Source organism: Colwellia sp. 75C3 (assembly GCF_002836255.1).
In the GTDB taxonomy this organism is placed as follows: Bacteria; Pseudomonadota; Gammaproteobacteria; order Enterobacterales; family Alteromonadaceae; genus Colwellia.
Genome location: NZ_PJAU01000059.1, coordinates 133,867 through 148,680, shown reverse-complemented (window position 1 = coordinate 148,680; position 14,814 = coordinate 133,867). Strand labels below are relative to the sequence as shown.

Genomic DNA, 14,814 nt, shown 5'->3' with positions numbered 1-14,814 from the left:
TAAATAATTGACCTTATAGAGCTTTTTCTCTGCTCGTCTTGAGTTACAATCAAAGCATTATACCCATTCAAATAAGCTTCTTTCTACACTGCGAGACTTAATTGAATTGGTATTAATCAAGATAGCCAACAGCTCTAAAGGATGATCATGAATAACTTATTGAACGCAGAAAATACCGGAACACCACTAATAATCATTGAAAAAATCGCTTATCAAACTTGGCTTGAAAGCCAAGATAAACAAAGTAAAGCCTGGTTATCAAATACGCAATTTACCGGAAACGGTTTAGCCCTTATCCCAAATAGCCAAGGCGAAATTAACCAAGCTGTATTTGTCGTTGCTGATGCTAGCGATTTCTTTGCCTGTGGTGACTTAATTAAACAGTTACCCCAAGGTCAATACTTATTACACGCAGATGCTAAACATGTTGAAGCGATTAGCTTTGGTTGGTTAGTTGGTGCTTACCAATATGATAGATATATTAGTAACAAGTCAGCTAAAGTATTAGCCTCTTTAGCAATTAACAATGCTGATGCAGTAGAAAGTGCAATTAAATTTGCCGAAGCTACCGCCTTAACACGTGACTTAGTGAATACGCCCGCTGCCGATATGATGCCAGAAGATATTGCTAAGGCTGCGTTAGCCCTAGCAGAGCAATTTAATGGTGACGTTAAGCAAATCATTGGTGATGAACTGCTAGTTCATAATTATCCAACCATTCATGCTGTTGGTCGCGCCAGTGTTCATACGCCGCGTTTAGTTGACTTAACCTGGGGTGAGAGTAAAAACCCACAAGTCACTTTAGTAGGTAAAGGTGTTTGTTTTGACAGTGGTGGTTTAGATATGAAACCGGCTGCTGGCATGCGTAACATGAAAAAAGATATGGGCGGTGCTGCGCATGTTTTAGGTTTAGCGCAATTAATTATGGCGCATAACTTACCGATTAACTTACGTGTTTTAATTCCAGCAGTAGAAAACGCAGTCTCAAGTAATGCGCTTCGTCCTGGTGACGTAGTTACTACTCGTAAAGGCCTTACCGTTGAAATTCATAATACTGATGCTGAAGGTCGTTTAGTTTTATGTGATGCCTTGGCTGAAGCCGAAAATGATGAGCCAGCATTAATCATAGATTTCGCTACATTAACAGGTGCTATGCGCGTTGCCTTAGGTACTGAATTACCTGGTTTCTTCTCAACTAATGACCAAGTTGCCGCAGATATAACTACAGCAGGTCTTAGAAATAGTGATCCGGTATGGCGTATGCCGTTACATAAAGCTTATGATAACTTGTTCGACAGCACTATCGCCGATATGACCAATTGTCCTACCCAGCCATTTGGTGCCGCTATTTCTGCAGCGTTATACTTACAACGTTTTGTCGAAAAAACAGATTGGGTTCATTTTGATGTAATGGCCTTTAATGTGCGTCATTTATCAGGTCGCCCATTAGGTGGTGAAGCATTCGGTATTCGAGCAGTATTCGATTACTTAGCAGCTAGATTTAAGTAGTTAAGCATAACTAGACTCATGGAAGCCGTCGCTGCACAGTTACAATCAGGCCGCCCCCGTTTTATAGGAAATGGTGAAGCATTCGGTATTCGAGCAGTATTTGATTACTTAGCAGCTAGATTTAAGTAGTTAAGCATAACTAGACTCATGGAAGTCGTCGCTGCGCATTGACAATAATACGCTCAGCTAAAACCTAAAAAGGCTGCATATCTCTTCCAGATATATGCAGCCTTTTCTTTTGTACTAAATCTTATCTCTAATTTATTGGATCGGCTATCGCCTCAGGTAACACGTCTGCTTTGACGTCTTTAGCATCTAAGCGCTTAATCACCCAGCCATAAATGACCAGAGCGATTGCCGAAACAGTGGCGATACCTGCAAAAACATACCAAATATAATGCGCATTCGCAGAGGCGGCTTGCCAAGCCTCATGAGTGGCGAATTTTCTAGGATCAGGACAATAAGCACTTAATAAGTAACCTGACAAACCAAAACCAAGTAGTGAACTAAGAAAAGAGTGTAAATGAGAGAAACCAAGGTATAGACCTTCCTCACCTTTAGGTGCTTGTAATGAAAAGTACTCTAAAAAGCGTGGTGAAATAAAAGATTCAGCTAAGCCTTGAAAAACAATGCCCAGAATCATCATAAAAGCAATTGGATGCATCTGCATAAAGCCGAGGTCTATATTGCCTGAAATCATATTACCCGAGGCCATCAACAAAGCAGAAATTGGCATAATCAACATACCTGTCGTCATAGAAAATAATGCACTGCGGTTTCTCATCATTGATGTAACCAAGCTCACCGTTAATACCACAACTAGTGGATTAACATTGGCATACCATGAGGGCGACGCTCCCTCACCTGCCATACGAAGTACGTATTTAGGCATAGTCGCGTACAATTGATGTTGTACCATCCAAAAACCGGTAATAATTAAAATTAATGATACTAAGCGACCGTTAGATAATACTTTTAACAGCGCGGCCCATATTTCTGCAAGGCTCTTACTGTCTTCTTTCTCTTCCGTATTTTTAAAGAAAAAGAACACACTTAAAAAGGCTATCAACGTCATAGAGGCAGCAAAGTAGTTAAGGTTAATTAGCCCTAAATCACCCATAGATTCACGTAGTGGTTTAACAATCGTTTTACCTGAGAATGCACCAATATTGACCATCATATAAAAAATAGAAAAGCCCTTTGCTCGGTTTGCTGCCGTGGTCGATTTTGCCACAGTACCAGTGATCACTGCCTTGATGAATGAACCACCAATCATGATGACTACCATAATGGGGACAATTGCCCAGCGAATATCTCTCTCAAGTAATCCAGTAAAGACAACTTCGCGGCCATATTGCACCAGACCCTGCCCCTCTAATAACGCAGGAAAAACAGCTAAACCAGCATAACCAACGGTTAATAAACCAAACGCCAGCAGAAGAGAGCTACGGAAACCAATTTTATCCGCGAGTGCTCCGGTAAACGTTGGTAAAAAATAGAGACCTGCTGAGAACGAACCTGAGATCCATGCGGCTTCAATATCATCAAAACCTAAAATGCGCGAAAGGTATAAAGTAATCACTATAAACACACCATAATAGGCTGCTCGCTCAAGTAACTCTACGCCATTAGCTGTCCAAAAATCCTTTGGAAAACCTCGCCATAACTTCGCTTTTTTTTTCATATCGGGTGTTACATCAGTTGTCATAATAGCTCTTCTTATAATTATCATTTCGCCTAGCGGCTACATATTGTTACGATATTTTTATTGCCAAATTATGCTAATCGATAAAATGGGTAAAATACACTAGTACAATCTCTATTTAATCTCGATTCTCACTCTTTTTAACGAATTTAATACACTTTTCATTGGTTTGACGCTCAAAAAAACATAAACTCAGGTGTGAACAATTTTCGAATAGACCTCTAGGACTAGAAATGAAACTAAAAATAAACTCGTTAAAACAGGCCTTAGCGATCAGCTTAGGTTTGCTTACTTGTTCAGTCGCATCGGCTGAACAAACAAGCAAAGTCATTACTGCTGAAAACCTTGCTACCTTGCAATCAGTGAGCAGTGCACAAGTAAGCCCAAGTGGTGAGCACATTGCTTACACTCGTTCTGTACCTCGTGAAATTTATGTTGAAAAAGATGGTACTAACTGGGGTGAACTTTACCTGGTAAATGATAAAGGCGAAGAACGTCCTTATATTACCGGTAAAGTAAATGTTAGAAATATTCAGTGGGCTGCTGACGGTTCACTCATCTATTTCTTAGCAAAAATGAATGATGATAAATTCACTACACTTTATCAAATTCCAGCAAATGGCGGTCAAGCGCAAAAAACGGTTGTATTAAAAGACACTAGCATTAGCAACTACTCGCTTAACGCTGACAATACAAAAATTGCCATTTTAGCTAAAAAAGCTAAAGACAAGTCAGTAAAGAAATTGACTGGCTTAGGCTTTAAAGCTGAAGTTTTTGAAGAGCAACTGACTAATCAGTTGTTATACGTAACAGACCTTACTCAGTCTGATAAAGCAATAACACCTGAAGCATGGGACATCAAAGGTTATGTTTCTGATGTGCACTTTTCTCCTAACGGTGAAGATTTATTAGTAAAAACTCAACCGACTGCGTTAATTGATGACAAGTATATGAAGTCACAATGGCACATTGTTGATATTGCTGATAAAGCAGTTAAAACATCTTTTGCTACTGAAGGTAAATTAGGCGCAGCTGAGTTTTCATACGATGGTGAATATGTTGCCCTGCACGGCGCACAAGACAAGCATGACCCTGCAACAGGTCGTTTATATATTGCTAATGTTAGCTCAGGCAAAGTAAGTAATTGGTTACCAAATTTTAAAGGTCACGTCAGTGATTTTGAATGGTCTAACAAGCGTAATGAATTATTTTTCATCGCTAATGTTGGTACACAATCTGTCGTTGCCAAAATCAAGCCTGGTTCTAATAAATACAAAACGGTTGTGGCAGGTGGTAAATTCATCGCTGGTAACCTAAGTATTTCTAATTCAGACAAAACCGTTGTGGTAAAAGCAAACAGTGCACAACACCCTAACGAAGTATTCATGCTTCGCGGTAAGAAGCAAACGCGTTTAACTGACTCAAATGCATGGTTAAATGATGTAGCTTTAGCAAAACAAGAAAGTCTTACCATTAAAGCCCGTGACGGCGTTGAAATTGGTGGTGTTTTAGTTTATCCACTTGATTATAAAAAAGGTCAACGTTACCCATTAATCATGTCTGTTCATGGCGGTCCTGAAAGTCATGATAAAGATGGTTGGATAACGGCTTACTCTCGTCCTGGTCAATTAGCAGCAGCACAGGGTTATGCAGTATTTCACCCTAACTACCGCGGTAGCACAGGCAAAGGCGTAGATTATTCTAAGTTAGGTCAAAACGATTACGCTGGTAAAGAATTTGATGACTTGGTTGACCTTAAAAATCACCTAGTGAACATTGGTTTAGTTAATGAGAAAAAAGTAGGTATCACTGGTGGTTCGTACGGTGGTTATGCTTCAGCTTGGGGTGCAACGAAACTAACTAAACATTTTGCTGCTAGCGTTATGTTTGTTGGTATTTCTAACCAGTTATCAAAGTTTGGTACTACTGATATTTCGAACGAAATGAATTTAGTTCATGCGCGTTCATATCCATGGAATAAATGGCAATGGTACCTAGAACGTAGCCCTATTTATTGGGTTGAGCAGTCTGAAACACCATTATTAATTATGCACGGTAAAGCTGATCCTCGCGTACATCCTGCACAATCTATGGAAATGTACCGCTACATGAAGGTTCATGGAAAAACAGTTCGTTTAGTTTATTATCCAGGTGAAGGTCATGGTAATAAACGCGCTGCAGCCAAGTATGATTACAGCTTACGTTTGATGCGTTGGATGGATAACTATCTAAAACATGATAACAAGCCAATGCCTGCTCATGACTTACCTCATGCAGCTAACTTAACAGCACAAAAAGACGCTGATAAGAAATAAAAAGCAGTCGCTTTAGTTAAAGTACTTCCCAAAAAGGTCAGCTCTGCTGGCCTTTTTTATTGCCTTAAAAATAATACCAATTTGATTAAATTTCTTCCCAACTCAGAGCTGTACTCAATGTTCAATAACAAGGCGAATTTTTTTGATTTTAGTCATTCTAAACCAAATAAATTTAACGATGTTAGTGGGCGTTGAGTAAGCTTCCAAAGGGTGAGTTTAAAGGGTTTATATGCCGCGTTATTGATTTTAACAAGGACGCTGCACGGATGCAGCTAATTAGAGAATGCAGGAGCTTATTCTCCTGAATAACCATTCTCTTCAATCAATGCCTTGCCTCTAAACCCTTTAATTCTCGCTGAGTGGGAAAGAACTTAATCAACTTGGTATAAGATAAACATGTACTAAATCAATCTCCAGATTAATAACTTAAAGAATAACAAAACAACCATTGCAAATGGTAATGATTATCATTAGAATTCGCGTCATTATTTTATTGCACACTTGTTTTACTCTTATATTAATTAAGGTTTGAGTTATTTATGAAGTTTTCTCCACTCTTTTTAGCCGTCAGTGCGGTACTTTCCTCTACGGCAGTTTTTGCTAATACACCTGATAACTCGGCAAGTAGTACCCCAGACGGTTCACAAAGAAATAATCCAATGGAAGTCATTGAAGTTAAAGGCAGTTATTTCCATGGATATAAAGTTGATAATGCCAATGGTGCCATGCGTGGTGATATTTCATTATTAGAAACAGCACAATCGGTCACCGTTATTCCTGATACTGTGATTAACGAACAACTAGCCACTACCTTAGGTGAAGTACTGGTTAATGACGCCAGCTTAACTGCTGGTTCAAAGCAACGTAATCGCGAAGTATTTAATTTACGTGGTTTTGAATTAAGCTCATCCAATGGTTACTTACGTGATGGTCATCAGCATTGGTCTCATTACCAACAACCGATTGAAACACTAGAAAGCATTGAAGTAATAAAAGGCCCATCAAGCATACTATACGGTCAATCAGGCCCTGGTGGCTTAGTTAATATGGTAACCAAAAAGCCAACGGCTAACAGTATTTTTACCCTAGGCGTTGATTTTGACCAAGAGGGTTCATCTCGCTTAACATTAGATGCTGGTGGCGCACTTACTGATGATGAAGCTCTACGTTACCGCGCAAATTTAGTAAAACAAGATGTGACTTATCAACGAGAATATCAAAACGGCGAACAACGCGATCGTGAACGTTTCCTTGGTGCTCTTGTGGTTGATTACGATGTAAATGACAACTTACTCGTTCGCGTTCACTACGATAGAACTAATGACAAAGCCGGCTTAGATACCGGTGCTTGGCTTGATGATGAAGGTAAGGTTATTGGTGATGACAAAACGATTCGTGATATGTCATGGGCTTTTACCGACATTACAGTAGAAAATTACGGTGTTGATGTTAATTATATTTTAAGTGACTCATGGCAAGTAAAAGTTGGCTATAACGAGCAATCTTTTGAGAGACAACGTTTTGAATCATCTCCGAAGAAGCCTAGCGACTTTAATGAGGGTGATACCTACACCTCAAAACCCTATGATCGCTATGATGATTGGCAGTTTACCACCACTTTTATTGATTTTACTGGTGAATTTGAACTGGCCGGTGTTGATCATAACTTACTTGTTGGTGCTAACTATCTTGATTATTACTACGGTCAGCTGAAAGTAAATGGTGATTCCTTTGAATATTCGGCAGGTCAAGGTGAGCCTCCTCGCCCAGATATAAGCTATTCAAACGACGATAGCTTATACACCAGCGAATACGACTATTATGGTATTTACATCCAAGATTTGATTACTATTAACCAAGAATGGCAAGTAATGCTTGGCGGTCGTTATGATAAACAGAGTAAAGAAGGTGCAGACAATGAGTCACTACTGCCAAAAGCTGGCTTGCTTTACCATCCAAGTGATAGCACCACGTTCTATGCAAGTTATAGCGAAGGATTTGAACCGCAAAGTAGCGAAACTATTCATGATGAAGACGATTTGAACCACGGCATGGAAATCGATGCCATGACCTCTGAACAATTTGAATTAGGCGCAAAGTGGCAGCTATTAGATGACCGATTATTACTGACCACGGCCATATTTGATATTACTAAATCCGGCGTGCTAGTGACCGAGTACTATGAAGATGATAGCTACCAAACTTCACAAGTAGGGGAACAACGCCACAAAGGTTTTGAAATAGCTGCTCAAGGGGCTGTGACAGACAAGTTATTTGTCATGGCATCAGTAATGAATCTAGATGCTGTTTATGAAAATGATGAAGAGTACACAGGAAAAACACCCATTGATGCGCCAGAATGGTCTGCATCTATTTGGTCTCGTTATGAAGTAACCGAAAATTTTGCTATTAATGCAGGTGCTTTTTATGAAGGCGAACGCTTCGCAGATCAAGATAATACTATTGTAAAAAATGCCTATGCTCGTATTGATGTAGGTGCTACTTATAAAATAAACTTAGATAATACTGACATTAACTTACGCTTTAATGTGCAGAATTTATTTGATACCGACTACCTTGCTGGTGGCGGCACATCTAACGTAACCGTGGGTGATGGGAGAAGCTTCCGTCTTGCTATGCAGGTCGCTTTTTAACCTGCCTGATAATGTAAAAACATAAGAAATAGCCTAGTGGTTAAAGCACATATCAACTGCTTTCCTCTAGGCTTTTTTATCCCTTTTTATTCTGAAAACCTCAACTCACCTTAATAAGAATTAAGTAACTCAACACTAAAGTCTAATGCCTAGAGCATTGTTTTTAGTGTTAGCCTCGACATTAGTTATTTCTATACTTTCAAAATATTTGGCAAGGAAGTTAACAAGTATAAGGAACTTATTTAATCATACTTTACGGTGCTTCGTGCGCTAAGCTGTTAGTGAGAATAAAATGCATAAAAAACTCTTTCCGACCTTAGTATTACTATCGACTTTAATGAGCTTGACCGCTTATTTGAGCCATATTTATATTATTTCAGCACTCATTACTGCAGTCTGTATCTTTATTATTAGCTGCATTACCCTCGTAGTTTTGTCCAATATTATACTTAAACAAAGCCAAAAACTTGCTGAAACCTTAGCAGAGCAAACGCCTAGTAAAGTTGAATTGGGGGTGATTGGCGGTAAAATTGATAGTAAAGCAAGCGAACTTGCAATTAACTCTGCAGAAATCAGCTTTTTCTTAACACAGTTAAGTGGTGCAATAAACCAATCGAGTGATGATGTTGACCGCCTAGCAACTGCAGCAGAGCAAATGTCTGCCAACAGTAAGCAAATAAATGATAATGCCGTACTTGCTTCACAACAGGCCAGTAATGCTATGGCGGCAAGTACCGCGAGTTCAACTCAGCTAGGCGATAATATCAATATTGTTAATCAACTGAGCCAATCGGTAAATAATGCCGCAGATAAAATACAATCTCTTCAGCAGAAAGCACAGGCTATTCAAAGTATTACCGATGTTATTGATGGTATTTCATCACAGACCAATTTACTTGCGCTTAATGCTGCAATCGAAGCCGCGCGTGCGGGTGAGCAAGGTCGTGGCTTTGCCGTGGTCGCTGATGAAGTCAGAGCGCTCGCAGGGAAAACAGCCGATGCGACCGCACAAATAGGAGAAATGCTTAAGAAAACCAGTGACGAAACCAGTGAAACAACAAAAGTTATGTCACAAATTGTTGAACAAACGAATAGTGTAGTAACCACAATGACAGATTTGTCGCACGGTTTTGCTGAAATTGACCAACTGATGACTGACTCTTCTGCGGCTAGCGATCAGATCAGCCATGCACTAAAAGAGCAAGATTTTGCAGCGGAAGAAATTTCATCTTCGGTAGTCCGTTTACATGATTTTTTATTGAGTAAAAGTAGCGAGACTCAAGCCGCATCAGTGCAAGCACAATCTCTGTCTAATAGTACCGAATCCATTTTCGTCCATATCTCATCTTTTGAAAGTGACTCGCTCATTGCTAATATGTGCCAGCAATCACAGCTTGCTGCCAGCAAAGTAAGTCAATTATTTGAACAAAGTATCGAAAAAAATCTTATTACGCAGCAACAATTATTTAATTTTAATTACCAACAATTGGGCAGCAGTGAACCGAAAAAATTCACCACCTCTTTTGATAAATTTACCGATCAACACCTACCTAAAATTCAAGAGCCCTTGTTAATACAATTTTCAGAGATGATTTACGCAGGCGCTGTTGATATCAATGGTTACTTCCCTACCCATAATAAGTGCTTCTCTAAAGCGTTAACCGGTAATAATGCTGTTGATGTTATCAATAACCGAACTAAGCGACTATTTGATGACCCTACAGGCATTCGTTGTGGCAAGCACATTGACAAATTTTTACTGCAAACATACAAGCGTGATACCGGTGAAATTATGCATGATGTGTCCGCTCCCATATTTGTTCAAGGTAAGCATTGGGGTGGCTTCAGAATTGGCTTTAAAGCTAAATCAGTAGCCAAATAGGTCAGAACTAGCTAAAAATCGACTAAAGTCTACCCTGTTTTATTAGCAATGTAGACTTAGGTCTAATTCCTTTTGTTCACTTTACACTCTAACTTATTATTCAATAACAAAAAGTAACAACTACACTAATTAGAATTAAAATAATAAGAGGCATTTAAGACCTCATAAAAGATTAGAAAGTTGACACAAACACATAACAATAAATTAAGTAAAAACAAATGGGGAATACCATGTTCAATAATTCATTATTTAAAGTTAAAAAATTAGTACTCGCAACCACTTTATTAGCTGTTACGGGTGCCGCTAATGCCGGTTACACTATTAATTTAGATGACGGTGATAGCCTAACTTTTGGTGGTTACGTTAAAGTTGATGCGCGTTATATGAGTGGTAATATTGCCGCAAACAATTACTTCATCGGGTCTGCTACGAAAACAGCCAGTGACGTTTCCAACTTTGGTATCGCCGCCAACGAAACACGTTTTAACACTAAATACGTTCATGGTGACGTCACCGGTTTTATTGAAATTGATTTTTACGGTGAAGGTACATCAGGTGGCGGTAATGAAATTATTTCTAATTCATCAAAACCACGTTTACGCCATGCCTTTGTTAAGTACAAAAATGTATTAGTTGGTCAAACATGGACAACCTTCCAAAATACCAGTTCACTTGCTGAATCTGCTGACTTTGGCGGTCCGTTAGTAGCCTCAGCCTTCCTTCGCCAGGGCCAAGTTCGTTATACCAATGGCGGTTTACAACTTTCTATTGAAAATCCAGAAACCTATGGTGGTGTTCATGGAGATGACTCAATTCCAGACTTCATTGGTAAATACACCTTTAAAGGCGATTGGGGTAATGTTTCTGTTTCTGGTCTAGCACGTCAATTACAAACTGTTGATGGTTCTGAATCGGCTGTGGGTTTTGGTGTTGCAGGTCGTATTAATACTTTTGGTAAAGATGATTTTCGCTTCCAAGTACACGGCGGTCACACAGGTCGTTATGTCGGTGTTGCGGCAGCAACTGATGTAGCAGTAAATAGCAATGGTGCAGTAGACGTTGAAGAAACAACGTCAGTTATGGTTGCTTATCGCCATTTTTGGACTGAAAAACTCCGCAGTTCAGCATTCTTTGGCAATACCACTACAGATCTTACCGACAGAGATCGTTCTCATTTTGGTGTGAATTTATTCACTAACGTAACCAAGCAATTATCTTTTGGTATTGAAGTGGGTAACTTTGATATGGCTGAGCAAGACGCTGATTCTACTTACGTTCAATTCTCAACTAAATTTGTACTCTAGTTTTACTGCTTACACAGGAATAAAACAGAGGTAATTTAGTATCACAACTTGCGTTAGTTAACCTCTGTTGAGGTTATTTTATAGGGAAGCATTTGCTTCCCTTTTTTTATGCTAAAACATAAGTTTGTCAATTATCAGAAGGGGATTGATAAATAAATCTTTTTATAACTATAATGAAGTAATATTTTCTCATCACTGGTTAATAAAATGTCTCATGATATCGCTAAACGCAGCTTTCTCGCGGTACTGACTTTTATTGCCTTTATCGTACCCTTGATTCTTGTTGATGAAGTCTCTTTATTAACGAACTGGTTATTCATTTTTATTAGCTGGTCATTCATCCTTTTACTTTCTGCTTTACCCTCTGCCAATAAAGAAAATACCACAGTCCCTCCTGCTGATTCAGCGTCAAAGGAATAATCGTCTGTGATTTCATTTAGCCTATTAATTTCCATTTTAGCTCTTTATATTGTTTCACTTTTTTTAATCGCTCAGTGGGGGCAGTCCGAAAGTAAAAGTGCTAAGAAAATACGGAACTCAGCTAATACATACGCCTTGAGCTTGGCTGTATTTTGTACCTCATGGACATTTTTCGGCAATATCGCGGTATCAACTAAACAAGGGCTATTTCCCGTTGCCTTATATTTAGGAACTACCTTAACTTTTATTTTTATGACGCCATTATTAAAAAAAATGGTGCTGCTTAAAAACGAGTTTCACTCCACCAGTATTGCCGATTTTATCTCGGTTCGTTATAAAAGATCGCAAGGTCTAGCGGCATTAATTAGTTTACTCTGCTTAATTGGCATTGCCCCTTACTTAACCATCCAATTAAAATCGGTTATTGATGGCTTTAAAATACTGACCGCTAACTCTCAGCAAACACTGGCGTTTATCGATTACTTAGATGTGATCATTGTTTTAATGATGGCATTTTTCACCATTATTTTTGGTGTGCGTCACATTGACCCGACCGAAAAGCATCCCGGTATGATGGTAGCCCTTGCCGGTGAAAGTATTATAAAGTTAGTAGCGATGCTCGTTGGTACCCTATGGGTTTGTTATATAGTCAACCCAGGCGTATTTAGTATCTTCGAGCAAGTTGCTCATCAGGTACAACTGAATCCAAAAGTCCAAACTATATCGACCCAGCAATGGCTAAGTTTTATGCTGATAGGTTTTTTAGGCATCATGACTCTGCCAAGACAATTTCATGTTGGCATTGTTGAATGTAGCGATGCAAAATTTTTAGATCGGGCTAAATGGCTCTTTCCTCTTTATTTATTACTGATTAACTTATTCACCTTTCCTGTGGCATTATCCGCTTTACTATCACCAGAAACGCTCAAGTCAGCAAACTTATTATTACTGACCTTACCTTTAGCTGAACATGCACCACTTATTGCACTGATTACCTTTCTGGGCGGTTTTGCAGCCGCAACAGGCATGATAATGATTAGTGCGATGACATTATCAACCATGCTGACCAATCATATTCTAATGCCGGTAATCATGCGCACCCCTCAGCTTTCATCGCTAAAGCGTCAGATCTTACCTTTGCGTTGGTTAATGGTGTTTGCAGTACTCTTTTTAAGTCTTTTTTATTACCGTGCTATTGGTGACTCACAACTTATGGTAAGTATCGGCAGCATCAGTTTTGTCGCTACAGCACAGTTTGCGCCAGCATTAATAGGTGGATTAATTTGGCGTAGAGGCAACTTATCGGGTGCTTTCAGCGGGCTTACTCTCGGCGCCTGTTTGTGGTTTTACTGCTCTTTATTACCGTCTTTAATTCGTTCTGGTTGGCTAGATTGGTCAATATTGTCCCAAGACAGCGGTTTCTTTTATTGGTTTAATCCCGAACAACTTTTTGCTATTCAAGGCATTAACCCTCTAACTAATGCCCTAGTCTGGACTTTACTTGCCAATCTTATTTGTTATGTCGGCGTTTCTTTATTTACTAAGATGTCAGAAGAAGAGCAAAAAATATCGCATCAATTTGTCGATATTAAAAACATCTACTTTAAAGATAATTTTGCCGAAGGTACACCTGCTAATATCAATGTTTTCAGTAAAAAATATCAAATAAAGCATGTTTTCCAGCAATATTTACCTGAAACTTTAGCTGAATTGAAATTAAAGCAATCTTTAGAAAAGGCAGAAATACACAACCAAGAAAATATTAATATAGTGCAACTATCTTCATTAAAAAATGCTGCACTGAATAGCTTAGCGGGTGCTATTGGTATGGCTTCCGCTTATAAAGCTTTTAATAACATTAGCTTAATCAATGCAGCGGAAGAAGAACAACTTGCCAGCTATTTTTCTCACTTTTTTGCTCAGTTACAACTTTCTCCCAAAGAGCTGTTTGAACAAGTTAACTTTCATCAGCAAAAGCGTGAACTGCTAGAGAGTCATGCTAATCAGCAGCTCGAGACGATAGCCAAATTAGAAAGTGAGATCGTTCAACGCTTAAAAGCAGAGCAAATAGCGAACTCTCTGAACGAGGATTTAGAACAGCGAGTGACAGAAAGAACACAAGCATTAAGCCAAAGTAATGGTGAGCTTAATCAAACACTCGAAGAACTAAAATTCACACAAGTACAACTACTAGAAAACGAAAAAATGGCCTCACTCGGCGGGCTTGTCGCAGGAGTTGCCCATGAAGTTAATACACCTATTGGTATCGTGCTCACTTCAATCAGCTTTATGAAAGAAAGGTGTGTCAATATTGTGGACGCGATGAAGAATCAAACGTTAAGCGCCAAACAATTAACCAAGTTTACTGATGAACTCGACCTAGGTTTTGACCTCTCGCTCAGAAATATTAGCCGCGCGGTTGAGTTGATTGAAGGCTTTAAACTGATAGCCGTCGATAGTGTTGTTGATGATGCGCGTACGCTTAATGTGCACGATTATTTAGAAGACGTTATTAGATCATTACGCCCTAAAGCAAGGCAAGCGCAAGTGAGTATCAAGCTTACTTGTCCTAAAGAGCTATTAATTACTTCATATCCTGGCGCCATAGCACAAATAACAAATAACCTTGTTATCAATAGCTTAGTTCATGCCTTTGCTGAGGTTAGCGATAGCTCCGGTGAAATAACGATTGAAGTTAAGCGTTTGGCTCAAAGTATTGAATTGTACTATGGTGATAACGGTTGCAAGCTGAACGAAGAGACCAAAGCACAACTATTTGAACCTTTTTATACCACTAAAAGAGGTCAAGGTGGCTCAGGCTTAGGAGCACATATTGTCTACAATTTAGTTACCCAAAAATTGAAGGGCAACATAGAGCTAATAACAGACCAAGCTCAAGGTAAAACCTTTAAAATATCGATTCCCCATAGCATAAGTCCATAATGAGGAGTACTTCCTATAAAGTCATAATTCATTACGACTTTCTAACTGATTTTTTATTTAGCTTGTTAGTGGTTATAGCAAA

8 protein-coding genes are annotated in these 14,814 nt (G+C 39.0%); 7 read left to right on the top strand and 1 reads right to left on the bottom strand.

The features are described 5' to 3' along the window. Positions 1–147: 147 nt before the first annotated feature. On the top strand, positions 148–1,509 hold the full coding sequence (locus CXF85_RS17950; protein WP_101230017.1) for a leucyl aminopeptidase family protein: 1,362 nt from the start codon (positions 148–150) through the stop codon (positions 1,507–1,509). Positions 1,510–1,765: 256 nt separating this feature from the next. On the opposite strand, the gene CXF85_RS17945 is transcribed toward CXF85_RS17950, so the two are convergent. Beyond that, positions 1,766–3,217 (bottom strand): MFS transporter, encoded by a 1,452-nt coding sequence (locus tag CXF85_RS17945; RefSeq protein WP_232771254.1) that lies wholly within the window; start codon positions 3,215–3,217, stop codon positions 1,766–1,768. A 230-nt stretch (positions 3,218–3,447) separates the two neighbouring features. Between CXF85_RS17945 and CXF85_RS17940 the strand changes: the two genes are divergently transcribed. The 6 genes from CXF85_RS17940 to CXF85_RS17915 all read left to right on the top strand — a co-directional run bounded on the left by CXF85_RS17940 (position 3,448) and on the right by CXF85_RS17915 (position 14,732). Then, positions 3,448–5,529, top strand: coding sequence for a S9 family peptidase (locus tag CXF85_RS17940; RefSeq protein WP_101230016.1), 2,082 nt, complete (start codon positions 3,448–3,450; stop codon positions 5,527–5,529). Positions 5,530–6,068: 539 nt separating this feature from the next. After that, complete coding sequence (locus CXF85_RS17935) at positions 6,069–8,183, top strand: TonB-dependent siderophore receptor (protein ID WP_101230015.1); 2,115 nt, start codon at positions 6,069–6,071, stop codon at positions 8,181–8,183. Between the two features lie 292 nt (positions 8,184–8,475). Then, positions 8,476–10,065, top strand: a complete 1,590-nt coding sequence (locus tag CXF85_RS17930; RefSeq protein WP_101230014.1) for a methyl-accepting chemotaxis protein — start codon at positions 8,476–8,478, stop codon at positions 10,063–10,065. A gap of 230 nt (positions 10,066–10,295) precedes the next feature. Next, the gene (locus CXF85_RS17925; protein ID WP_101230013.1) at positions 10,296–11,369 is read left to right on the top strand and encodes a DcaP family trimeric outer membrane transporter; all 1,074 of its coding nucleotides are present in this window, start codon (positions 10,296–10,298) and stop codon (positions 11,367–11,369) included. Positions 11,370–11,576: 207 nt separating this feature from the next. Next, on the top strand, positions 11,577–11,789 hold the full coding sequence (locus CXF85_RS22835) for a hypothetical protein (RefSeq protein ID WP_157829133.1): 213 nt from the start codon (positions 11,577–11,579) through the stop codon (positions 11,787–11,789). Between the two features lie 6 nt (positions 11,790–11,795). Further along, complete coding sequence (locus CXF85_RS17915) at positions 11,796–14,732, top strand: ATP-binding protein (protein WP_101230011.1); 2,937 nt, start codon at positions 11,796–11,798, stop codon at positions 14,730–14,732. The last annotated feature ends 82 nt before the right edge of the window (positions 14,733–14,814 follow it).

Excerpts from the sequence above, each read along its gene's own strand:
- CXF85_RS17940 (WP_101230016.1), top strand. The coding sequence starts at position 3,448 with ATGAAACTAAAAATAAACTCGTTAAAACAGGCCTTAGCGATCAGCTTA.
- CXF85_RS17935 (WP_101230015.1), top strand. The coding sequence starts at position 6,069 with ATGAAGTTTTCTCCACTCTTTTTAGCCGTCAGTGCGGTACTTTCCTCT.
- CXF85_RS22835 (WP_157829133.1), top strand. The coding sequence starts at position 11,577 with ATGTCTCATGATATCGCTAAACGCAGCTTTCTCGCGGTACTGACTTTT.
- CXF85_RS17930 (WP_101230014.1), top strand. The coding sequence starts at position 8,476 with ATGCATAAAAAACTCTTTCCGACCTTAGTATTACTATCGACTTTAATG.
- CXF85_RS17950 (WP_101230017.1), top strand. The coding sequence starts at position 148 with ATGAATAACTTATTGAACGCAGAAAATACCGGAACACCACTAATAATC.
- CXF85_RS17945 (WP_232771254.1), bottom strand. The coding sequence starts at position 3,217 with ATGACAACTGATGTAACACCCGATATGAAAAAAAAAGCGAAGTTATGG.
- CXF85_RS17925 (WP_101230013.1), top strand. The coding sequence starts at position 10,296 with ATGTTCAATAATTCATTATTTAAAGTTAAAAAATTAGTACTCGCAACC.